Genomic DNA, 22,167 nt, shown 5'->3' on the forward strand with positions numbered 1-22,167 from the left:
GCGCCTCCCCTCGGTTCGTTTGCGGCAGCTGGCGCATCCTGCAGCGCGGTGCGCGCCCGCGCCATCCCTCAGCCACGGGACGCGAGCGGCAGGCGCAGCTCGACCGCCGTGCCCGTGGCCGCGCTGTGCAGCGCGATCTCGCCGCCCGTCTCCTCGATCCGGCGGCGGATGTTGCGCAGCCCGTTGCCCGGCCGCGCCGCGCCCTCGGCCGCCAGGCCGCACCCGTCATCGGCAAAGCGCAGCGCCAGCGTCCCGCCCGAAAGGCTGCAGCCGACCTGCACCTGTGCCGCGCCCGAGTGGCGGATGGCGTTGCTTGCCAGCTCGCGCAGCACCGAGACCAGCACCCGGCCAAGCGGCGCGGGCACCGGGCGGGTGTCGTCGAAGGCCGCGCCCGCGGGCCAGTCGGCGCCGATCCCCGCCAGCGCCAGCCGGCTCACCGTCTCGTGGCGCAGATCGGCGAGCAGCTCGCCCAGGGGCCGCTCGGGCCCGGTCATGCCGTCGATGATCTGGCGCATGTCCGACATCGCCTCGCGCAGCTCGGCCCGCACCGCGGCCAGATCCTCGCGGTGCAGCGAGGTCATCAGCCGTGCGCCGACGTCGTCGTGCAGATCGCGCGCGATCCGGGCGCGCTCGGTCGCGACGCCGCGGTCATAGGCGGCGCGCGCCTCGTCCATCTCGCGCACGAGGGTCAGCAGCGCGGCCGCGACCGCGCGGTCGGCACTGCCGAAAAGCTGCCGGCCCTGTCCGGCAAAGCCGAGCAGCAGCCCCGCGCCGCCGACCGGCGAGGGCACGGCCAGCCGGCGGCCGTCGTCGCGGATCTCGAGCGCGTCGCAGCCGCAGGGGGTGATCTCGAGCGGCGCGAACTGCGCGGCCAGAAGCGCCTGCCAGCGCGCCGCGCGGTCGGTCGACGAGACGGCGAAGGCCACCTCGCTCGCGCCGCGCAGAAGCAGGATGTCGCGCCGGTTGCGTCGCGCGTCGAGGCGGCGCAGCAGGATCTCGCGGGCGGGCAGCCAGGCGATGACGGCGGCCAGGAACGGCAGCGACAGGGTCCAGCCCGCCCCCGTCGCCAGCACGAGGACCAGATCGAGGACCAGCACCGCGAGCAGCACCAGTGCTGCGACGGTGGCCTTCACCGCCCAGCTGCCGAGATCGAAGAGCCGATAGCGCGAGATTGCCACCGCCAGCGCCAGATAGACCAGAAGCAGCGCGCAGGCCGTGACCTGGATCGGCAGCAGGTCGCGTCCGATCAGCAGCTGCGGCACGAAGTTCAGCGCGGTGAACAGGCTGATGCAGATGACGAGCGCCGCGCCGACAAGACGGAAGGCCGCGCGGTGGGCCGGGTCGGTGCGCGCGCGTCGCGCTTGCAGGCCCGCGGTGGCCAGGATCGCCACGCCGAGGCCGAGCGCATTGAGCAGATGCAGCGTCGGCACGTCGCGCCAGGGCAGGGCGACACCGGCGACCCAGACCCCGACAAGCCAGAGCGCGACGGCGTAAAGCGCCCCGCGCGGCACGATCGGGAAGGGGTGGCGGGCAAACAGCACAAGCAGCGCGAGTGCCCACAGATAGGTGGCAAGGTAATTCGCCTGCGTGTTCCAGTAATGCAGCGCCGGCCCGCTGGCGGGGCTTGCCTGCACGTTGATCGCCAGCGTCACCGTCACCACGGCCAGCGCCGCCCCGTTCGCGAACAGCGCCCGGGAGGTCCAGTCGCGCGGTCGCACCACCCCGGGCCAGAGCCCGATCAGCAGCGCGCAAAGCCCCATGCCGAGCGAGAGCACCGCGCTTGGCGCCAGTGTCGCGAGCCCCCCCGGAAGCGCCCGCGCCGGCACAAGCCGCCCGTCGGGCAGGCGCAGGGCAAGGCCGGGCTCGGTCAGCAGCGCGGCAAGCCGGGCACGGTCGCGCCATTCGGCGGCGTTCTCGGCCGGGCTGCCGCGGAATTCGCTCGTCGACAGGAACCGCACCATCGGCGCCAGCAGAGGCGCGCTGCCATCCGGCGCGACGATCGCGGCAGGGGCGGTCTCGTCGAAGGGGCCGGCGCCCGTGACCTCGACCATACCGGCCGCGCCAGGGCGGATCTCGAAGCTCGTGCGGGGCAGCTGTGCCACGGCAAGGGCCGCGAGGGCCATGCAGGCCAGCGCCAGCGCCGCGAAAAGCGCGAAGGCCGTGGCGGGGCTTTTCAGAAGCGAGATCGGCATCGTACCTCCCGGGGCGCCTGCTTTTGATAGCGGCGCGCCAGAGCTCCCGCCAGTGGTCTTGCGGCGCGCCTCCCGTGATCCGGGGATGCCGCGGCGGGGGGCTCGCGGCTAGGCTCTCGCGACGGCAGTCTTTCGGGGAAAGTCCTTCATGCGCGCAACGGCGTTTTTCAGGTTCGGGGTTTCGGTCGCGGCGCTGTGCGCCGGCACGGCGGGGCTTGCCCAGCAGGCGGGGGTGATCTCCGACGATGCGATCGCGGGGCGGCCTGTGGGGATCATCGGCACCGCCTTCATGGATCTGTCGCCCGACGGGCAGGGGGTGGCGGCGACGGTGCGTCTCGACACCTACACCTGGCATGCCTATCGCGTCACCGCGGCGGGGTTCGAGCTGCTGCCGGGCCGGCCGGGGGATGCCGCGGTCGAGGCGTGGGGCATCGCCGATGACGGCACCGTGGTCGGCGTTTCGCGCCCCGACTATGCCGCGCGCGGTGTCGCGGTGATCTGGCACGGCACGACGCTGACCGAACTTGACCACCTCGCCACCAACACCGCGCTGCAAAACAGCGTCGCCTATGGCATCTCGGGCGACGGCCGGGTGGCGGTCGGGGCGAGCATTCCCGACAGCTACGGGCTCCATGCCGTGCGCTGGGTCGATGGCGGTCCGGCCGAGGATCTGAACGGCGGCGGCTTCGTGGGGTCGCAGGCCATGCGCGCCAGCCGCGATGGCAGCGTGATCGTCGGGCACGGCTCGACCGCGACGCGCGCGACCGAGGCCTTCGTCTGGCACGCGGGGCAGGGGATGCAGGCGCTTGGCGTGCTGCCCCGCCACGAGGGCATGCAGTACAGCGCCAGTCTTGCCACCGATGTCTCCTCGGACGGGCGCGTGGTGGTCGGTTTTTCGAACGACGTCAGCGGCAATGGCGAGGCCTTCCGCTGGACCGAGGCGGGCGGGTTGCAGGGGCTTGGCCGGCTGCCCGACGGCAACGACAGCCGGGCGCTGGCGACGAATGGCGACGGCAGCGTGATCGTCGGCTCGGCCCGGCGCCCGTCGCAATGGGTGCCGACGCTGCAGGACACCGTCGCCATGCGCTGGACCGAGGCCGATGGCATGGGCACCGTTGCCGACTGGCTCAGCGCCAGCGGCGTCGCGGTGGGCGAGGACAGCTTCACCGATGCGCGGGCGATCAGCGACGCGGGCGACGTGGTGATCGGCACCGGTCAGATCAACGGCATCACGCAGGAATACATCGCGCGCGTGACCCCGGGCGACGGTGACGGCGGAGGCGACGGTGGCGGTGACGGTGGCGGAGGTGATGACGGCGGTGACGGCGGTGGCGGAGATGGCGGCGGTGATGGTGGTGGCGGTGGCGGCACCGGCGTTATCGGCCTCGACGAGTACCGCGCCACGCTGGCGGGCGCCGGCGCCGCGATCGACGGGGTGATCGGCGCCGCCGGGATGACGCTGTTCGGCGCCCATCACCGGCCGCTGACCGACTTTCCGCAAGCCTCGAAAACCTGCAGCTGGGTCACCGGCGACCTTGGTGCGGGCAAGGACAACCGCCGGATCTACAGTGCCGAGGCCGGGCTCTGTGCCGATCTCGGCCCGTCGGTGCGGGCGGGGATCGGGGCGGGTGTCGACCGCACCGAGACCGACCTTGCGCTTGGCGGCACCAGCGCGGCGACGGGCCGGCATCTGGTGGCCGAGCTCGATTTCCGCCCGGCCGGCACGCCCTTCACCTACAGCCTGACGGGCTATCGCGCCGACTGGGATCTCGACCTCGACCGCGCCTATCGCAACGGCGGCGGCATCGACCACTCGCGCGGCAAGACCAGCGCCGACGTGCAGGCGCTGCGGCTGCGCGCCGACTGGGCCGAGATGCTGCGCTTCGGCGAGGGGCAGAGCTTCTCGCCCTGGATCGCCTTCACCACCGGCACCGCGCATGTCCGCGGCTATACCGAGACCGGCGGCGCCTTCCCGATGCAGGTGGCGGCGCGCGACAGCGACGTCGACGAGGCGCGGCTTGGCGGCCGCTTCGGCTTCCGGGTGAACGAGACCACGCGCGCCCAGCTGACCGGCGAATGGGTGCACCGCTTCAATGGCGCGCCACCGGCGATGACCGGCACGATCCTCGGTGTCGGCGCGGTGTCGGCGGCGGTGCCGGCGCCGGCGCGGGACTGGGGCCGGATCGGCGTCGACCTCGACGTGACCCTTGCGCCGTCGACGCTGCTGTCGCTGTCGGGCAGCACGATGATCGGCAACGGCAGCGATGCACAGCTTGCCGGCAGCGTCAGCCTGCGGGTGGAGTTCTGAGATCACGAACGTCCGGCGCTGCCCGCCCCGCAGCGCCGGCGCAAGGGCCGCGTCCCGTCTCGGCAGGGGCGGGGGGCGGCCCGGAAATCGAAAGGACGGCCCCGCGGGGCCGTCCTTGTCGTTTTGTGCCGATGGGCTCGCGGCGGTTCAGGCCGTCTTCCGGCCGAAGCCGAGCAGCTGATAGAGGAGCAGCGCCGCCAGCGTCGAGGTGCCGATGCCGCCAAGCGCGAACTCGCCGATCCGCAGGGTGAAGTCACCGCCACCGAAGATCAGCGCGACGCCCGCGGTGAAGAGGTTGCGCGGGTCCGAGAAGTCGACCTTCGCCTCGATCCAGATCCGCGCCATCGCCGAGGCGATCAGCCCGAAGACCGAGACCGAGAGACCGGCCAGAACCGGCGCCGGGATCGTCTGCAGGAGCGCGCCGAATTTCGGCGACAGGCCGAGCAGGATCGCGACCAGCGCCGCGACCACGAAGACAAGGGTCGAATAGACCTTGGTCATCGCCATCACGCCGATGTTCTCGGCATAGGTGGTGACGCCGGTGCCGCCGCCCGAGCCCGCGACCATCGTCGCCAGCCCGTCGGCGACGAAGCCGCGGCCGATGTAGCGGTCCATGTTCTGCCCGGTGATCGCGCCAAGCGCCTTGATATGGCCGAGGTTCTCGGCCACCAGCACGATTGCCACCGGGGCGATCAGGGTCACCGCCGACCAGTGGAACTCGGGCGACACGAATTTCGGCAGGCCGAACCAGGCGGCCTCGCCGACCTTGGCGAAGTCGATCCCCGGCACGAAGCCAAGTCCGTTGCCCAGCACCAGCACCAGCGCATAGCCGAAGGCGAGCGCCAGGAGCACCGAGACCCGGCGGGTGGCGCGCGGGCCATAGCTCGAGATCAGCGCCATGCACAGCACGGTGAGCAGGGCGACCGTCAGGTGCCCGGCAGTCGGCGTGCCGAAGGCGTTGAGCTGGTTCACCGCGACTGGCGCGAGGTTGAGCCCGATCGCCATGCCGATGGTGCCGGTGACGACCGGCGGCATCAGCTTCTCGACCCAGCCCGCGCCCACGGCCATCACGATGAGCCCGATCAGCGCATAGATCGCGCCGCAGGCGACGATGCCGCCAAGCGCGGTGGCGATCGTCGCGCCGGGCTGGGCGGTCACCGCCAGCACCACCGCGATAAAGGCGAAGGACGAGCCGAGATAGCTCGGCACCCGGCCGGCAGTCAGGATGAAGAACAGAAGCGTGCCGATGCCGGAGAAGAACACCGCCACATTCGGGTCGAAGCCCATCAGGATCGGCGCGACGATGGTCGAGCCGGACATCGCCAGCAGGTGCTGGACGCCCATGGTGAGCGAGGCGGCAGCCGGCAGCCGTTCGTCCGGCATCACCACATTGCCCGTCGCGGGGCGCCATGTCGGGAAATAGGACATTGATTCCTCGGGGTCTGTGTTGCGTTGCCCCGCCATACTGCCGCGGCGGGCGCTTGCGCCAGCCCCGATGGCGGTTCCGCCCCGTCACCGGCTGCGACGAATGGGCCGGGCCGGGGATCGGCGTTGCGCCGGCGGGGTGCGCCGGCCTATCTTGCGGGCGAAGTCAGGCAGGGGCGGGCGATGCGGGAACGGCACAGGCGAAACGGGCGGCAGGCGGGATGCGGGGGCGCGGCATGAGCGCCGCGGGCCTGATGCGCGTGCCCGAAGGCGCCTTCCGCTTCGTCGCGCTCGATGTCGAGACCGCCTGTTCCGACGCCGCCAGCATCTGCCAGATCGGCATTGCCTGCGTGCGGGCGGATGGCGGCATCGAAAGCTGGGTCACCCTCGTCGATCCGCAGGTGCGCTTTTCGTCCTTCAACGTGCAGCTGCATGGCATCGGCCCCGAGCAGGTGCTGGGCGCGCCCGATTTCGCCCGTGCCATCGCGCCGCTCGAACCCTTGCTGTCGCGCCACCTCATCATCCAGCACAGCAGCTTCGACCGCCGCGCGATCGAGGGCGCCTATGGCGTCGCCGGGCGGGTGGCGCCCGGCTGGCGCTGGGGCGACAGCGTGCGGATCGCGCGCCGCGCCTGGCCCGAGTTCATCGGCAATGGCGGGCACGGGCTTGGCCATCTGAAGGCGCAGCTCGATTTGCGCTTCGAGCATCACGACGCGGGCGAAGATGCGCGCGCCGCGGCCGAGGTCGTGCTGCAGGCCGAGCGCCGCACCGGGCTGGATTTCGAGGCGCTTCTGGGCCCGGCCCGCGCGCCTGTTGCGCGGCGCGTGCAACGCGGCTAGTCAGGACCTGTTCGGTGCCCGGGCGCGTTGCGTCGGGGATAATCGGGAACACGGTGCAGATCCGTGACGTGCCCAACGCTGTAAGGTGGACCGGGCGGCATGGCCACTGGCTTCGGCCGGGAAGGCGCCGCACCGGGGCGAAGCCAAGTCAGAAGACCGGCCGGACGCCACAGACCCCGACGCGCGGACGGCGGCGGGGCCGCAGGTCTGTCAGGCAGGGGATTTGTCATGCAGCCAATCGGACTGAAGCCGGCCGGAGCCTTCTCCGCGCCCGAACGCGAGGCCGTCTATCGGGCCATTCATGAAAGGCGCGACGTGCGCGGGCAGTTCCTGCCCGATCCGATCGACGATGCGGTGCTGGCGCGGCTTCTGGCCGCCGCCCATGCCGCGCCCTCGGTCGGGCTGTCGCAGCCGTGGAACTTCCTCGTGATCCGCGATGCGGGCGTGCGCGGCGAGATCCGCACCGCCTTCGAGCGTGCGAATGACGAGGCCCGCGAGATGTTCGAGGGCGGCCGCCGCGCGCTGTATTCGGCGCTGAAGCTGCAGGGGATCAGCGAGGCGCCGCTCAACCTGTGCATCACCTGCGACCGGCGCCGCGGCGGACCGGTGGTGCTGGGCCGCACCCATGACACCGACACCGACCTCTATTCGACCGTCTGCGCGGTTCAGAACCTGTGGCTTGCGGCGCGCGCCGAGGGCATCGGCGTCGGCTGGGTCAGCATCTTCCGCGATGCCGATCTGCGCCGCATCCTCGGTCTGCCCGAGCATGTGGTGCCGGTGGCCTATCTCTGCCTCGGCCATGTGACGGAGCTGTTCGACGCGCCCGAGCTCGAGGCGCGGGGCTGGGCGACGCGCCACGCGCTTGCCCAGATGACCTGCACCGACCGCTGGGGCGGGCCGGCGTGGGAGCCCGCCGCCGGGTGAGCCGCGGCGCCTGACCGTTCGGGTGCTTGACAGCGGGCGGGCCGGATGCGAGGTCTTTGGCCATAGCGACAGGGGCGCTCGGGCAACCGGGCTGAGAAGAACCCTTAGAACCTGAACCGGATAATGCCGGCGGAGGGAGGCGCGCGGAAGACCCGGAGCGCATCTGCCCTCCGCTGTCTCTCCCGATCCCTCCCGGCCCCGGCGCATGTGGAGGAGATCACGATGGAAGACCCGGGCAAATTCCTTGCGGTGATGCGGCAGACCGCGCCCCTGGTGCACAACATCACCAATTACGTCGCGATGAACGTGATGGCGAATGTGCTGCTGGCGGCGGGAGCCTCGCCGGCGATGATCCATGCGCGCGAGGAGGCGGCCGAGTTCGCGGGCCTCGCTCAGGCGCTGACCGTCAACATCGGCACGCTCTCGCCGCCCTGGGTGCAGGCGATGGAAGAGGCGGCGGCGGCCGCCGTCGCGGCGGGGCGCCCCTGGGTGCTTGACCCCGTGGCGGTCGGTGCGACCGGCTATCGGCGCGAGGTGGGGGCGCGGCTCGTGGCGCGCGCGCCCACGGTGATCCGCGGCAATGCCTCCGAGATCCTGGCGCTGGCCGGGGCGCAGACGGCAGGGAAGGGGGCGGATGCGACCGATGCCGTGGCGATGGCCCATGCCGCGGCACGCGACCTTGCCCGCCGCAGTGGGGCCGTCGTCGCGGTGACCGGAGCGGTGGATTTCGTCACCGATGGCCGGCAAAGCGCCGAGGTGGCGAATGGCCATGCGATGATGCCGCGGGTGACGGCGCTTGGCTGCGCGCTGACCGGGGTCGTCGGCGCCTTCTGCGTCGGGCAGGAGCCCTTCGCGGCCACCGTCGCGGCGCTGGCCTTCTATGGGCTTGCGGGGGAAGAGGCCGGGGCGGTCGCGGCCGGGCCGGGCTCGTTCCAGGTGGCCTTCCTCGACGCGCTTGCCGCCCTCACCGCCGAGGCGCTCACCTCCCGCGCGCGGATCGTGTGCGCATGATCCCGCCGCTCTGCTTCATCACCGACGCCCATGCCCCGCACGACGTGATCGCGCAGGCGCTGGCCGCGGCGCGCGGCGGCGCGGGCTGGGTGCAGTTGCGTGACAAGACCCTGCCCGATGCCGATTTCGCCGCGCTTGCGCGCCGGCTGATGGCCGAGCTGGCGCCGCTTGGCGCGCAGCTCGTCATCAACGACCGGGTCGAGGTGGCGCGCGAGACCGGCGCGCCGGGGCTGCATATCGGGCAGGGCGACGGCGACCCCACCGCGATCCGCCGCCGCATCGGACCGGGCGTAGTGCTGGGCCTGTCGATCGAGGCCGAGGCGCAGCTGGCGGCCGTGCCCGAGGGCGTCGATTACCTCGGCGTCGGGCCGGTGCATGCGACGGGCTCGAAACCCGATGCCGCGCCGCCGATCGGGATCGCGGGCTTTGCCGCGATCGCCGCGCGCAGCCCGCTGCCCTGCCTGGCGATCGGTGGCCTCACCGCGCGCGACGCCGCCGCGATCAAGGCCGCGGGCGGCGCGGGGCTCGCCGTGATCTCGGCCATCTCGCGCGCCGGGGACATGGCCGGCGCCGCCCGCAGCCTTCTGACCGCATGGAGAGACGCATGATCCCGAATATCCTGTCGATTGCCGGCTCGGACTGTTCCGGCGGCGCCGGCATCCAGGCCGATCTGAAGGCGATCTCGGCCAATGGCGGCTATGCGATGACCGTGATCACCGCGCTGACCGCGCAGAACACCCGTGGCGTCACCGCGGTGAGCCTGTGCCCGCCCGAACTGATCGCGGCGCAGATCGCGGCGATCCGGGACGACATCGCGATCGACGCGGTCAAGATCGGCATGCTGGGCGATGCCACGGTGATCGCCACCGTGGCCGAGGGCATCGCGGGGCTTCGCTGCCCGGTGGTCCTTGATCCGGTGATGGTGGCGAAAAGCGGCGACCGGCTGTTGCAGGCCGAGGCGGTGGCGGCGCTGCGCGCCCTGATCCCGCGCGTCAGCCTCATCACCCCGAACCTGCCCGAGGCGGCGGATCTGCTCGGCCTGCCCGAGGCCACCAGCCTTGACGAGATGCGCGCACAGGCGCAGGCGCTGCGCGCGCTTGGCCCGGCGGCGGTGCTGCTCAAGGGCGGGCATCTCATCGGCGCCACCAGCCCCGATCTGCTGCTCGACGCCACCGGCGAGACCTGGGTCGAGGCGCCGCGGATCGCCACCCGCAACACCCATGGCACCGGCTGCACGCTGTCCTCGGCGCTGGCCACGCGGTTGGGCGCGGGCGTGCCGCTTGAACGCGCGGTGCGCGAGGCCAAGGCCTATCTCAGCGCCGCGCTCGCCAGTGCCGACCGGCTGTCGGTCGGCGCGGGGCATGGGCCGGTCAACCATTTTTACGCCCTTCAGGAGAGTGCAGAATGAGCTTTACCCAAGACCTTGCCGCGCAGACGCAGGGGCTGCGCCGGCAGATCCACGAGATGCCCTTCAACCGCGAGCTGGCGGCGGGCACGCTGCCGGCCGAGGTGTTCCGCGGCTATATCATCCAGGACGCGCATTACCTCGAGGGCTTTGCCCGCGCGCTGGCGCTGGCCGCGGCGAAGGCGCCCGACGGGCAGGCGGTGGCGCAGCTCGCGGGCTCGGCCACCGGCGCGGTCGCGGTCGAGCGCGGGCTGCACGCGCATTACATGGGGCTCTTCGGCGTCTCGGCCGAGGCCTTCGCGGCCAGCGAGGTCTCGGCGGCCTGCGACCACTATGTCTCGTTCCTGCTGCGCAGCGCGGCGCTTGGGGATTTCGCCGAGGCGGTGGCGGCGCTGCTGCCCTGCTTCTGGATCTATCGCGACATCGGCCGCGAGATCGCCGGCCAGTCGGGGCCGGAAAACCCCTATGCCGCCTGGATCGCCACCTATGCCGGCGAGGCCTTCGACGACAGCGTGGCGCGGATGCTGGCCCTTGTCGACCGGATCGGGGCGGCGGCGGATGCGACGACACAGGCGCGGATGCACCGCGCCTTTCACCGCGCCTGCTGGCACGAATGGCGGTTCTGGGACAGCGCCTATCACCGCGAGCTCTGGCCCGAGGTCGGGCGGGTGGCCTGAGGAAACAGCGGCAGGAAACGGGCGGCGGCGCTCAGCGCTGCCGCGTGCCGCCGACCCAGACCCCGGCGATGGCGCGGTCATCGCCCATCATGATCGTCGGGAACAGCTCTTCCCAGAAGCTCTCGGCCCGCACCGCGCGCTGCGCGATGAGCGGCGTCGAGGCGAGGTCGACGGCGATCAGGTCGGCCTCCATCCCCGGTGCGATATTGCCGACGAATGTGTCGATCTTCAGCGCCCGGGCCGAGCCCTGCGTGGCCAGCCACCACAGCTGCGCCGGATGCAGCGGATGGTGCCGCAGCTGCGCCACCTCATAGGCCGCGGCCATGGTGCGCAGCATCGAGAAACTCGAGCCTCCGCCGGTGTCGGTGGCAAGCCCCACCCGCAGCCCGGCGGCGGTCATCCCCGCCATGTCGAAAAGTCCCGAGCCGATGAAGGTGTTCGAGGTCGGGCAATGGGCGAGCGCCGCGCCCACCTCCTTCAGCCGCACGATCTCGCGCGGCTCGAGATGGATGGCGTGGCCATAGACCCCGTTCTCGCCCAGAAGGCCGAAGGCCTCGTAGGTGTCGAGGTAGTCGCGCGCCTCGGGGAAGAGGCCCTTCACCCAGGCGATCTCGTCGACCTGTTCGCTCAGATGGGTCTGCATCAGGCAGTCCGGATGCTCGGCCCAGAGCGCACCAAGCGCGCGCAGCTGCTCGGGCGTCGAGGTCGGTGAGAAGCGCGGCGTGATGACATAGCCGAGCCGGTCGCGCCCGTGCCAGCGCGAAAGCAGCGCCGCGCTTTCGTCATAGGCCGTCTGCGCAGTGTCGCGCAGCCCGTCGGGGGCGTTCCTGTCCATGCAGGTGCGCCCGCCGAGCACACGCATGCCGCGCGCACGGGCCTCCTCGAAATAGGCGTCGACGCTCGCCGGATGGATCGTGCAATAGCTGCACATCGAGGTGGTGCCATGGCTCAGCGCCAGATCGAAATAGAGCGACGCGACGTCGGCCGCGTGGCGCGGATCGGCAAAGCCGGTCTCGGTCGGGAAGGTGTAGCTGTTGAGCCAGTCGATCAGCCGCTTGCCCCAGCTCGCGATCATCTGCGTCTGCGGGTAATGCACATGGGCGTCGATGAACCCCGCCGAGATCAGCTGCCGGCCGAGGTCGGTGACCCTGGCGCCCGGATGGGCGGCGCGCAGCGCCTCGGCCTCGCCCACGGCGGCGACCTTGCCGTTCTCGACCGCCACCGCACCGCGGGCGAGATGGCGCGCCGCGGCGGGCCCCTCGGCCATCGGGTCGCCCTCGAAGCGGATCACCTGTCCGATCAGCAGTTCCATCGCCGGCTCCTTTGTTTGCGCTTCACCCTAGGCGTGCCGCTGTGCGGCGGCAAGCGGCAGCCCCCCGGCCGCATTGCGCAGGCGCACTCATTCGATGAGGTCGTCTCGCGCATCCTTTTTGCCGATCAGAAAAACACGCGCCCGGGGCCAGTCGTGCAGGGGAAGCAGGAAAAGCCCCGCCTCCCGCTTCATCATCGCGTGCAGCTCGGCCCGGCCGGTCTTTTCCTTCCGTTGCTCCGAACTGGGCTTCCAGGTGATCCGGGGCGACAGGTGCCCGCCCCGGCGCCAGGCGATCCAGCCATCTGAATCGATCTGCTGGCTGCCGAAATGCGCGGCGCAGGCCGGATCCCCATCGATCTGCTGCGCATGGGCGCGCAGCCGGGCGGCAAGATCCAGCCATTCTGCAAAGTTGTCCTCGGACCAGATCGGAAATGTGCGCGCATTCTCGAGTACGGCCCGGTCCTCATACCCGGGCGCGGTGCCGGCCGCGACCGCCACCGGATAGCGCGCGCCTGTCGTGACCATCTGGCCAAGCGCCGTGAAGTGTTCCGCATCGCCGGCGTTCGGGGAGAACTCGATCTCCTTTGCGATGTCTTCGTATCGGTGGCCGAAGGACCGGAGGCATTTGTCGAGCGAGGCTTCCGAGCATCCGGCAAACGCCTTCACCACCCCCGCCTTGAGATACATCTCGACGGCATAGGCGAGAAGCAGCACCGAGGCGCGGGGCATCCCGGTGATCGCGGTCCAGTCGCGGGCAATCACCGGCCCGGTCTTGCCGCCGGACGCGCTCAGGGCCGTGTCGAACGCTGCCTTTCGCGCGCGCCAGAGCTCGCGCATCGCCTCGGCGCTTGTGCGCAGCCCGTCGCCTTCCGCGATCCAGGCAGCCGCATCAAACGTGCCGAAGCCGTGCGTGCCGACATGACCGTTTCGCATCTGCGCCTCCTTTTCTCCGATCCTTCCCCGCCGGCGCCGGAGATGCAAATCCGACGGTGCCCCTTGACCGTGGGCGCGGGTCTTTTTCGCCATGGCCCCTCGCGCCTGCCGCGGCCCCGGGCTAAGGTGCGGCCAGATCGGAACGGGGGTTTCATGGCGGAAGAACGGGCAGAGGACATCGAGCGCGAGGAAGAGGATTACGGCCTTGACGGGGAGCTCGTCGACCGCATCCTTGCCGCGGCCGATGCGGGCGACGCGGAGCGTCTGACCGAGCTGCTCGAACCGCTGCACGCCGCCGATATCGCCGACCTTCTGGAACAGGTCGGCGGCAGCGAGCGGCGCGAGATCGTCCGGCTCTGGGGCCGCGAGATCGACGGCGAGGTGCTGACCGAGCTTGACGAGTCGATCCGCGAGGAGGTCATCGCGGCGCTGCCGCGCGAGGTCCTGGCCGAGGCGGTGCGCGAACTCGATTCGGACGACGTCGTCGACCTGATCGAGGATCTCGAGGAGCCGCAGCAGGAAGCGATCCTGAAGGTGCTCGACGAGCCCGACCGCGCCGCGGTCGAGCAGTCGCTGACCTATCCCGAATATTCGGCCGGCCGTCTGATGCAGCGCGAGGTGGTCACCGCCCCCGAGCACTGGACGGTGGGCGAGACCATCGACTTCCTGCGCCGTGACGACGAGCTGCCCGACCAGTTCTACCACGTCATCCTGGTCGATCCGGGCCATCACCCGACCGGCTATGTCACGCTTGGCAAGCTGCTGGCCTCGAAGCGGGACATGGGGCTGCGCGAGATCACCGAGGACAGTTTCCGCACGATCTCGGCCTGGCAGGAGGAGGGCGACGTCGCCTATGCCTTCAACCAGTATCACCTGATCTCGGCCCCGGTCGTCGACGATCACGACCGGCTTGTCGGCGTGATCACCATCGACGACGCGATGTCGGTTCTGGATGAGGAGCACGAGGAAGACATCCTGCGCCTCGCCGGTGTCGGCGACGAGAGCTCGATTTCCGACACCGTGGTCGAGACCGCGCGTCAGCGCCTGCCCTGGCTCGCGATCAACCTGTGCACGGCGCTGCTCGCGGCCTCGATCATCAACCTCTTCCAGGCCTCGATCGGGCATCTGGTGGCGCTGGCCGTGCTGATGCCGATCGTCGCCTCGATGGGCGGCAACGCCGGCACGCAGACGCTGACCGTCGCGGTGCGGGCGCTGGCCACCAAGAACCTGACCGACAGCAACATCTGGCGCGTGATCCGCCGCGAGGTGCTGGTCGGCCTGATCAACGGCGGCACCTTCGCGCTGTGCCTCGGCATCGTCGCCTGGATCTGGTTCGGCACGCCGGCGCTCGGGCTGGTGATCGGCGCGGCGATGATCATCAACCTGTTCATCGCGGCGCTTGCGGGCATCGTGGTGCCGATCGCGCTGGAACGGCTTGGCGCCGATCCGGCGCTCGCCTCGGGCACCTTCGTGACCACGATGACCGATGTCTTCGGCTTCTTCTCCTTCCTCGGCCTGGCAACGGCGGTGCTGCTGTGACGCTGGCCGAGATCAAGGCCTTTGCCCGCAAGGCCGCGTTTGCCGCGCGGCGCGAGGCCTTCGCGCGGGGGCAGGGCACGGCCTGCGCGCGGCTCTCCGAGGCGCTCGAACCCTTCGCGGGCGCGCCGCTGGCGGGCTACATGCCGATCCGCACCGAGATCGACCCGCGCCCGGCGATGGCCGCCCATTTCGGCCCGGTCGCGGTGCCGGTGATCGAGGGCACCGGGCTGCCCCTGCGCTTTCACCGCTGGACGCCTGACTGCGTCATGTGTGACGGCCCCTTCGGTGCGGCCATCCCCGCCGAGGCCGAGGAGGTCACCCCCCGCGTGCTGATCGTGCCGCTTCTGGCCTTCGACCGGCGCGGCTTCCGGCTCGGCTATGGCGGCGGCTTCTACGACCGCACGCTCGAAGGGCTGCGCGCCGCGGGGCCGGTCACCGCGATCGGCTTCGCCTTTGCCGCGCAGGAGGTCGAGGAGGTGCCGACCGAGCCCACCGACGCGGCGCTCGATCTGATCGTCACCGACGCCGAGACGATCGTGCCCGATCCGGCCTGATCCGCGGCTCCTGCGGCAAGCCTTGCGGGCTAAGCGCGCGGACCGCCGCCGGGGGCTGTCTGCCCCCGGACCCCCGAAGGTATTTCGGGCAAGATGAAGCGCGGATCGGGAAAGGAATTGCCCTTTTCGGCGCTTGCGCCTATGGCTTCGGCATGAAGATCCTGTTTCTTGGCGATGTGATGGGGCGCGCGGGACGCGCCGCGGTGGCGGAGCGGCTTCCGAAGCTGCGCGCCGAATGGGGGCTCGATTTCGTCGTGGTGAACGGCGAGAACGCCTCCTCGGGCATGGGGCTGACGGGGGAGCACGCCAAGCTGCTGCTCGCTGCCGGCGCCGATGTGGTGACGCTCGGCGATCATGCCTTCGACCAGAAGGACATGCTGCGCTTCATCGAGACCGAGCCGCGGGTGATCCGGCCGCTCAATTACGCCAAGGACGCGCCGGGCAAGGGCGCGCGCCTGTTCGAGGACCGGCGCGGGCGCAAGGTGCTGGTCACCCAGGTGCTCGGCCAGGTGTTCATGAAGCGCCCCTTCGACGATCCGTTCTCGGCGATCGAGGCGACGCTGCGCACCCATCCGCTGGGCGGGCTGGCGCAGGCGATCCTCGTTGACGTGCATTGCGAGGCGACATCCGAGAAGATGGCGATGGGGCATTGGTGCGACGGCCGCGCCTCGGTCGTCGTCGGCACCCATACCCATGTGCCGACGGCCGATGCGATGATCCTGACCGGCGGCACCGCCTATCTGACCGATGCCGGCATGTGCGGCGATTATGACAGCGTGATCGGCATGGAAAAGGCCGAACCGATGCGCCGCTTCATCACCGGCATGGCGCGCGACCGTTTCACCCCGGCTGGCGGAGAGGCGACGCTGAGCGGGCTTTATGTCGAGACCGACGACCGCTCGGGCAAGGCCACGCGCGTGCTGCCGGTGCGGGTGGGCGGACGGTTGCCTCCTTCGACGCCGGTCTGAGCCGAAATCGCCGGCAATCGAGGCACTGCCTCCACGGCGCCGAGAATTCCCGTGTGCCCCGATTTGTGCGCTTGCAGGGCGCCGGGGCACTTGTAGTATCGCCGCCATAACAGGGGGCAGCCAAGAGGCATTCAGTGATCGATCTCGGGCTCAGTCAGGCCGCCCAGGCCTATCTCACACTTGCCATCGTCGCGGGGATGTTCGCGCTTTTCATGCGCGAGATCTTCGCCACAGAGGTGATCGCGATCGGCGGGGCGGCGCTTGTGCTTCTGCTTGGCCTCGTGCCCTACAAGGAGGCGGTGGCGGTGCTGTCGAACACCGCCCCCTGGACCATCATCATGATGTTCCTGCTGATGGGCGGGCTGGTGCGCACCGGCGCGCTCGACTGGCTGACCCGCCAGGCCGAACGCCACATCGACGACCGCCCGGTGCTCGCGGTGATCGGCATCTTCATCGCCATCGCCGCCGCCTCGGCCTTTCTCAACAACACCCCGGTCGTGGTGATGATGATGCCGGTGATGATGATGCTGGCGCGCAAGCTCGGCGTCTCGCCCTCGAAGCTGCTGATCCCGCTGTCCTATGCGGCGATCCTCGGCGGCACCGTGACGCTGATCGGCACCTCGACCAACCTGATCGTCGACGGCGTCGCCCGCAACAAGGGGATGGAGCCGTTCTCGATGTTCGAGATCACCGGCTTTGGCCTGATCCAGGTGGTGATCGGCGGGCTCTACATGGTGCTGATCGGGCGCCACATCCTGCCCGACCGCACCTCGATGGGGGCGCTGCTGCGCGATCGCCGCAAGCTCAAGTTCTTCACCGAGGTGGCGCTGCCGGAAGGCTCGTCGCTGATCGGCCAGCCGGTGCTCGAGGTCGAGCTGTTCAAGCGCGAGGGGATGCGGGTCATCGATGTGCTGCGCGGCGATGCCTCGCTGCGCCGCGATCTGCCCAATGCCGTGCTGGCGGCGGGCGACCGGGTGGTGTTGCGCACCGAGATGGCCGAGCTGATGGGGCTGCAGCAGAACGCCGACCTGCGCATGGTCGACAAGCTGAGCTCGGTGCAGACCGAGACCGTCGAGGTGCTGATCTCGCCCGGCTGCCGGATGATCGGCCGCTCGCTCGGCGAGCTGCGCCTGCGCCGCCGCTATGGCGTCTATGTGCTGGCCGCGCATCGCCGCAACCAGAACATCGGCCGTCAGCTCGACGATCTCGTCGTGGTGGTGGGCGATACGCTGCTGCTCGAGGGCGCGCCCGAGGATATCGCGCGGCTGGCCGCCGAGATGGACCTCGTCGATGTCTCGAAGCCCACGGTGCGGGCGTTCCGGCGCAACCGCGCCTGGATCGCCGTCGGGGCGATGATTGCGGTGGTGGTGCTTTCGGCCTTCGACGTGGCGCCGATCCTGCTGCTCTCGACGCTTGCGGTGGCGGTGATCCTGCTCACCCGCGCCGTCGATGCCGACGAGGCGCTGTCCTACATCGAGGGCTCGACCCTCGCGCTGCTGTTCGGGATGCTTGTCGTCGGTGCCGCGCTCGAGCATTCGGGGGCGGTCGAGGTCATCGTGGGCCTCGTCTCGCCCTGGCTGCAGGACCTGCCGCCTTTCCTGACCCTGCTGGCGATCTATGCGCTCGGCTCCTTCCTGACCGAGATCGTGTCGAACAACGCCGTGGCGGTGATCCTGACCCCGATCGCGATCCAGCTCGGCCACACGCTCGGCCTCGATCCCCGGCCGCTTGTCGTCGCGGTGATGTTCTCGGCCTCGGCTTCCTTCGCGACGCCGATCGGCTATCAGACGAACACCCTCGTCTATGGCCCGGGCGGTTATCGCTTCTCCGACTATCTGAAGGTCGGGGCGCCGCTCAACGTGCTGCTGGCGATCGTCGCCACTTTCATCATCCCTCTCTTCTGGCCGCTTCAGGGGTAACACCATGCGCCGCCCGCTTTTCTTCATCCTTCCTCTCGCTTTGCTCGCGGCCTGTGCCGCGGGCTCGATGCCGCCCGCCAACCCGTCGCGGGTGACGCTGCTCTCGGACACGCTTGCGGTCCATTTCTTCGATGGTTCGGTGTGCAGCGCCGACATCCGCACCGCGCCCTCGGGCCGCTTTGCCGATTGCCCGCAGGGGATGGATTACGCCGTCGTGGTGCACCATCCCTCGATCGCGGCGAACACCGCGCTTGCCCCGCTGTTCGAGCCCTATGCGACGATCACCCTCGATCGTCCGGCCGACGGGCGGCACTGGGTCTGGCAGACGCCGCAGCCCGGCGAGAGCTCGGACAACCGCTCGCACACGAGCACGATCCATTATTTCTGAGCCCTGCCGGGGCGCGCCGAGGGGGCGGGTGCTTGCAGCCCGCCCCCTCGCTGGCATATAGAGGCCGGGATTTCACGGAATTTCCACGGAGACGGTCATGGCAGGCCATTCGAAATGGGCGAACATCCAGCACCGCAAGGGCAAGCAGGATGCGATCCGCTCGAAGATGTTCTCGAAACTGGCGAAGGAAATCACCGTCGCCGCGAAGATGGGCGACCCGGACCCGGACAAGAACCCGCGCCTGCGTCTGGCGGTGAAGGCGGCCAAGGCCGTCTCGATGCCGAAGGACGTGATCGACCGCGCGATCAAGAAGTCGCAGATGGGCGATGCGGCCGACTATACCGAGATCCGCTATGAGGGCTATGGCCCGAATGGCATCGCGATCATCGTCGAATGCATGACCGACAACCTGAACCGCACCGCCTCGAACGTGCGCAGCTACTTCACCAAGGCGGGTGGCAACCTTGGCCAGACCGGCTCGGTCAGCCACGGCTTCGATCGTCTGGGCGAGATCAGCTATCCGGTTTCGGCGGGCGATGCCGACACGGTGATGATGGCCGCGCTCGACGCGGGCGCCGATGACGTTGAAAGCGACGAGGACGGCCATTACATCTACTGCGCCGTCGAAGCCCTGTCGGACGTGTCCGAGGCGCTGGAGAAGACCCTTGGCGAATCGACCGAGTCGAAGCTGATCTGGAAGCCGCAGGTGACCACCGAGGTCGACCTCGAGACCGCGCAGAAGCTGATGAAGCTGATCGACACGCTCGAGGAAGACGACGACGTGCAGACGGTGACGCACAATTTCGACGTCCCCGAGGACGTGGCGGCGCAGCTCTGAGCGCGCGGCAAATGACGAACGACCGGCCCGGCGGAAACGTCGGGCCGTGAGTATTTCTGCCGGGAAAAACCCTGTTGCTTTTTCCTGGCACAAAGACTCGAATTTCAGGATCAGCGCCGGGAGGCACAGATGGACTATTCGAAATCGGGCGGGGCGAAGGTCGGCAAGAACACGCCGCGCCATGCCGAACACAACGCCAAGGGCTCGGACAAGAACCCCTTCGGCACGGGTGGCAACACCAAGGCCGAGCTTCTGGCGCGGATGAAGGCCGCGGCGGCCGCGCGCAAGGCGGACAGCGCCGAGGAGTGATCAGCCGGGCAGCAGCACCCGGCCGGCCGCCGCCCGCATCGCGCGGGTGAGCGGGGCGAGGGGGCCTGCAAGCCGGCGTGCGCTTTGCCAGTAAAGCGCCACGGCGAGCGGTTCGGGGGCAAGCGCCGCGAGCCGGCCCGCCGCGATTGCGCCGCGCACCAGCACCTCGGGGTTCATCCCCCAGCCAAGGCCCAGTTCCGCCGCCTCGACGAAGGCGGTGGTGGAGGCGATGCGATGCGCGCGCAGCGGCGGGCTCTCGCCCGTCACCTGCCGCAGCCAGGCCGCCTGCAACCCGTCCTTCTCGTTGAAGACCAGCGCCGGCGCACGGGCCAGCGCCGCGGTGCTGAGCCCCTCCGGGAAATGCCGTGCGATGAAGGCGGGGGAGGCAGTCGCAAGATAGCGCAGCGCGCCGAGCGGGCGCACGTCGCAGCCCGGCACCGCCCGCGCCGAGGATGTCACCGCCGCCACCACCTCGCCGCGGCGCAGCCAGTCGGCGGAATGGTCCTGATCGTCGATCACCAGATCGAAGAGCCGGTCGGGCACCGCGGCAAGCGCCGGCAGCACCCAGGTCGCCAGACTGTCGGCATTGACCGCGATGCGCAGCACCGGCGGCGCCTCGGGCGGGGTCAGCTCGGCCTCGAGCAGGGCCACCGCCTCGGCGTGGCGCGCCAGGCGCAGCCCCGCCTCGGTGCCGGTGCAAGGCGTGCCGCGCACGACCAACACCGCGCCCATCCGGTCCTCGAGCGTGCGGATGCGTTGCGACACCGCCGAGGGGGTGACATGCAGCCGCGCCGCCGCCGCCTCGAAGGAGCCGGTGGCAAGCACGGCCGAAAGCGCCTCGAGCGCGGCATAGTCGAACATAAGCATTCCTTCATCTGGATTAGATCAATTCAGTAGCGCTGAAGGCGCGACCATGCGAGGGAATTCGCCGGAGGTGCCCGATGACCCAATCTCTCGTTGCCGCGCTGGCGGGCTTTCGCCTTGGCCTTGGCCTGATCGTCGCGATCGGCGCGCAGAATGCCTTCGTGCTGCGCCAGGGGCTGCGGCGCGAGCATGTGTTCGCGGTGGCGCTCTTCTGTGCGCTGTCGGATGCGGTGCTGATCGCGCTTGGCGTCGCGGGCTTTGCCGCGGTGACGGCGCGGCTGCCGTGGCTGGCCGAGGCGCTGCGCTGGGGCGGTGTCGCCTTCCTCGGCTGGTATGCGATCCGCGCCGCGCGCGCGGCCTGGGTGGGCGGCGCGGCGCTTGATGCGGGGCAGGGGGCGGCGCCGTCGCTGGCCGCGGTGCTGGCGACCGTGGCCGCGCTGACCTGGGCGAACCCGCATGTCTGGCTGGATACCGTGGTGCTTCTGGGCGCGGTCTCGGCGCAGTTCCCGGGCGAGGGGCTGGCCTTCGGCGCGGGGGCGGCGACGGCCTCGGTCCTGTTCTTCTTTGCGCTCGCCTATGGCGCGCGGCTGCTCGCGCCGCTCTTCGCCCGGCCGGCGGCCTGGCGGCTCCTTGATGCGGGCGTCGCGCTGATCCTCGCCTCGGTCGCGGCGCGGCTCGCCCTGGGCGGCGTGTAAGCATACAATCGCGGCCTTGCGGCCGTCTGTCGCAGGTCGCAGAAAAGGGCATGAGCACGACATCCGCCCCCGCTTTCGATGGACAGGACCGCCCGGTACAGGGCGTTCTGTGGATGCTGGCCACCACGCTCAGCTTCACCGGGGTGAATGTGATCGTGCATTTCCTGGGCTCGACGGTGCCGGCGGCGCAAAGCTCGTTCATCCGCTTCCTCTGGGGCTGGGTCTTCGTCGCCCCGGCGATCGTGCAGATCGCGCGCAGCCGCTTTCCGGCGCGGGTCTGGGCGCTGTTCGGGCTGCGCGGTTTCCTGCAGGCGACGGCGGTGTTGCTGTGGTTCTATGCGATGGCGCGGATCCCGATCGCCGATGTCACCGCGATCGGCTATCTCAACCCGATCGTGGTGACGATCGGCGGCGCGCTTCTGCTCGGCGAGGGCTTTGCCTGGCGGCGCGGACTTGCCGTGGCGGTGGCGATCCTCGGCGCGCTGATCATCCTGCGCCCCGGTGTCCGCGAGGTGGCGCCGGGCCATCTGGCGCAGCTGTGCGCCGCCTTCTTCTTCGGCATCGCCTATCTGGTGATGAAGCGGCTCACCACGCTTGCCCCGGCGAGCGTCGTGGTGGCGATGATGACGGTGATGGTCACGCTTTACCTCGCGCCTTTCGCGTTTGCGGTGTGGAAGCCGATGACACTGCCCGAGGTCGCCTGGCTTGGTGCCACCGCCGCTTTCGCGACGCTCGGCCATTACTGCATGACCCGCGCCTTTGCCGCGGCACCGGTTGCCGTCACCCAGCCGGTGGCCTTCCTGCAGCTGGTCTGGGCGGCGTTGGCGGGGGCGCTCTTCTTTGGCGAGCGCATCGACCCCTGGGTCATTCTGGGCGGCGCGCTGATCATCGGCGCGATCAGCTACATGACCTGGCGCGAGGCACAGCTGAAGCGCCGCGCCACGCCGAGCGTGCCCGAGACCAAGGTCTGACCCGGGACTGAGCGCCCGGCACCGGTGCATGCCCCCGCCGTCGCGCGCGGATCTGGCCCAGGAAAAAGCCGGGTCCGAACAGCAAAACCCCCCGTC

21 protein-coding genes and 2 riboswitches are annotated in these 22,167 nt (G+C 70.3%); of the genes, 16 read left to right on the forward strand and 5 right to left on the reverse strand.

The window, feature by feature from the left end; genetic code table 11:
* Positions 1-68 precede the first annotated feature (68 nt).
* Positions 69-2,192, reverse strand: coding sequence for a sensor histidine kinase (locus tag DYS74_RS08470; protein ID WP_121532809.1), 2,124 nt, complete (start codon positions 2,190-2,192; stop codon positions 69-71).
* A 148-nt stretch (positions 2,193-2,340) separates the two neighbouring features.
* Between DYS74_RS08470 and DYS74_RS08475 the strand changes: the two genes are divergently transcribed.
* Entirely contained in the window at positions 2,341-4,500 is a 2,160-nt protein-coding gene (locus DYS74_RS08475; RefSeq protein ID WP_121532811.1) for an autotransporter domain-containing protein, read from the forward strand.
* A 147-nt stretch (positions 4,501-4,647) separates the two neighbouring features.
* Here the strand turns inward: DYS74_RS08475 and DYS74_RS08480 are convergent, their stop codons facing one another.
* Complete coding sequence (locus DYS74_RS08480; protein WP_121532813.1) at positions 4,648-5,928, reverse strand: solute carrier family 23 protein; 1,281 nt, start codon at positions 5,926-5,928, stop codon at positions 4,648-4,650.
* Positions 5,929-6,161: 233 nt separating this feature from the next.
* Between DYS74_RS08480 and DYS74_RS08485 the strand changes: the two genes are divergently transcribed.
* The 6 genes from DYS74_RS08485 to tenA all read left to right on the forward strand — a co-directional run bounded on the left by DYS74_RS08485 (position 6,162) and on the right by tenA (position 10,781).
* Complete coding sequence (locus DYS74_RS08485) at positions 6,162-6,764, forward strand: exonuclease domain-containing protein (protein ID WP_245965235.1); 603 nt, start codon at positions 6,162-6,164, stop codon at positions 6,762-6,764.
* Positions 6,760-6,943: riboswitch (cobalamin riboswitch) on the forward strand. Its footprint overlaps the gene before it by 5 nt.
* A 49-nt stretch (positions 6,944-6,992) precedes the next feature.
* Positions 6,993-7,688, forward strand: coding sequence for a 5,6-dimethylbenzimidazole synthase (gene bluB / locus DYS74_RS08490; protein ID WP_121532815.1), 696 nt, complete (start codon positions 6,993-6,995; stop codon positions 7,686-7,688).
* Positions 7,689-7,748: 60 nt separating this feature from the next.
* Positions 7,749-7,843, forward strand: a riboswitch (TPP riboswitch).
* A gap of 67 nt (positions 7,844-7,910) precedes the next feature.
* Positions 7,911-8,699, forward strand: coding sequence for a hydroxyethylthiazole kinase (thiM, locus tag DYS74_RS08495; RefSeq protein ID WP_121532817.1), 789 nt, complete (start codon positions 7,911-7,913; stop codon positions 8,697-8,699).
* Complete coding sequence (gene thiE, locus DYS74_RS08500; RefSeq protein ID WP_121532819.1) at positions 8,696-9,307, forward strand: thiamine phosphate synthase; 612 nt, start codon at positions 8,696-8,698, stop codon at positions 9,305-9,307. Before thiM ends, thiE begins: the two co-directional genes overlap by 4 nt.
* Complete coding sequence (gene thiD, locus DYS74_RS08505) at positions 9,304-10,107, forward strand: bifunctional hydroxymethylpyrimidine kinase/phosphomethylpyrimidine kinase (RefSeq protein ID WP_281272461.1); 804 nt, start codon at positions 9,304-9,306, stop codon at positions 10,105-10,107. Before thiE ends, thiD begins: the two co-directional genes overlap by 4 nt.
* Positions 10,104-10,781 carry a thiaminase II gene (gene tenA, locus DYS74_RS08510; protein ID WP_121532823.1) on the forward strand — a complete coding sequence of 226 codons (678 nt, stop codon included), beginning with the start codon at positions 10,104-10,106 and terminating at the stop codon, positions 10,779-10,781. The genes thiD and tenA overlap by 4 nt, the downstream gene beginning before the upstream one ends.
* Positions 10,782-10,812: 31 nt before the next feature.
* Here the strand turns inward: tenA and guaD are convergent, their stop codons facing one another.
* Both guaD and DYS74_RS08520 read right to left on the reverse strand, forming a co-directional pair.
* A complete protein-coding gene (gene guaD, locus DYS74_RS08515; RefSeq protein ID WP_121532825.1) occupies positions 10,813-12,093 on the reverse strand; it encodes a guanine deaminase in 1,281 nt (426 codons plus the stop codon).
* 87 nt (positions 12,094-12,180) lie between these two features.
* The gene (locus tag DYS74_RS08520) at positions 12,181-13,119 is read right to left on the reverse strand and encodes a hypothetical protein (RefSeq protein ID WP_147435478.1); all 939 of its coding nucleotides are present in this window, start codon (positions 13,117-13,119) and stop codon (positions 12,181-12,183) included.
* A 60-nt stretch (positions 13,120-13,179) separates the two neighbouring features.
* Between DYS74_RS08520 and mgtE the strand changes: the two genes are divergently transcribed.
* The 7 genes from mgtE (at position 13,180) to DYS74_RS08555 (ending at position 19,541) form a co-directional block, all read left to right on the forward strand.
* A complete protein-coding gene (gene mgtE, locus DYS74_RS08525) occupies positions 13,180-14,565 on the forward strand; it encodes a magnesium transporter (protein WP_121532829.1) in 1,386 nt (461 codons plus the stop codon).
* Positions 14,562-15,119 carry a 5-formyltetrahydrofolate cyclo-ligase gene (locus DYS74_RS08530; protein ID WP_121532831.1) on the forward strand — a complete coding sequence of 186 codons (558 nt, stop codon included), beginning with the start codon at positions 14,562-14,564 and terminating at the stop codon, positions 15,117-15,119. Before mgtE ends, DYS74_RS08530 begins: the two co-directional genes overlap by 4 nt.
* Positions 15,120-15,271: 152 nt before the next feature.
* The gene (locus DYS74_RS08535; RefSeq protein WP_121532833.1) at positions 15,272-16,087 is read left to right on the forward strand and encodes a TIGR00282 family metallophosphoesterase; all 816 of its coding nucleotides are present in this window, start codon (positions 15,272-15,274) and stop codon (positions 16,085-16,087) included.
* Between the two features lie 134 nt (positions 16,088-16,221).
* Positions 16,222-18,006 carry an SLC13 family permease gene (locus DYS74_RS08540; RefSeq protein ID WP_121532835.1) on the forward strand — a complete coding sequence of 595 codons (1,785 nt, stop codon included), beginning with the start codon at positions 16,222-16,224 and terminating at the stop codon, positions 18,004-18,006.
* 4 nt (positions 18,007-18,010) lie between these two features.
* Positions 18,011-18,394, forward strand: a complete 384-nt coding sequence (locus DYS74_RS08545; RefSeq protein ID WP_121532837.1) for a hypothetical protein — start codon at positions 18,011-18,013, stop codon at positions 18,392-18,394.
* 97 nt (positions 18,395-18,491) lie between these two features.
* Positions 18,492-19,232, forward strand: coding sequence for a YebC/PmpR family DNA-binding transcriptional regulator (locus DYS74_RS08550; protein ID WP_121532839.1), 741 nt, complete (start codon positions 18,492-18,494; stop codon positions 19,230-19,232).
* Positions 19,233-19,361: 129 nt separating this feature from the next.
* A complete protein-coding gene (locus tag DYS74_RS08555) occupies positions 19,362-19,541 on the forward strand; it encodes a hypothetical protein (RefSeq protein WP_121532841.1) in 180 nt (59 codons plus the stop codon).
* Here DYS74_RS08555 and DYS74_RS08560 read toward each other — a convergent pair whose 3' ends face one another.
* Positions 19,542-20,408 (reverse strand): LysR family transcriptional regulator ArgP, encoded by an 867-nt coding sequence (locus tag DYS74_RS08560; RefSeq protein WP_394342948.1) that lies wholly within the window; start codon positions 20,406-20,408, stop codon positions 19,542-19,544.
* Between the two features lie 74 nt (positions 20,409-20,482).
* Here DYS74_RS08560 and DYS74_RS08565 point away from each other — a divergent pair, with 74 nt between their 5' ends.
* Both DYS74_RS08565 and DYS74_RS08570 read left to right on the forward strand, forming a co-directional pair.
* On the forward strand, positions 20,483-21,100 hold the full coding sequence (locus tag DYS74_RS08565) for a LysE/ArgO family amino acid transporter (RefSeq protein ID WP_121532845.1): 618 nt from the start codon (positions 20,483-20,485) through the stop codon (positions 21,098-21,100).
* 50 nt (positions 21,101-21,150) lie between these two features.
* Positions 21,151-22,071 (forward strand): DMT family transporter, encoded by a 921-nt coding sequence (locus DYS74_RS08570; RefSeq protein WP_245965236.1) that lies wholly within the window; start codon positions 21,151-21,153, stop codon positions 22,069-22,071.
* Positions 22,072-22,167 lie beyond the last annotated feature (96 nt).

Origin of the sequence: Paenirhodobacter hankyongi (assembly GCF_003664585.1) — a bacterium.
Lineage (GTDB): Bacteria > Pseudomonadota > Alphaproteobacteria > Rhodobacterales > Rhodobacteraceae > Rhodobacter > Rhodobacter hankyongi.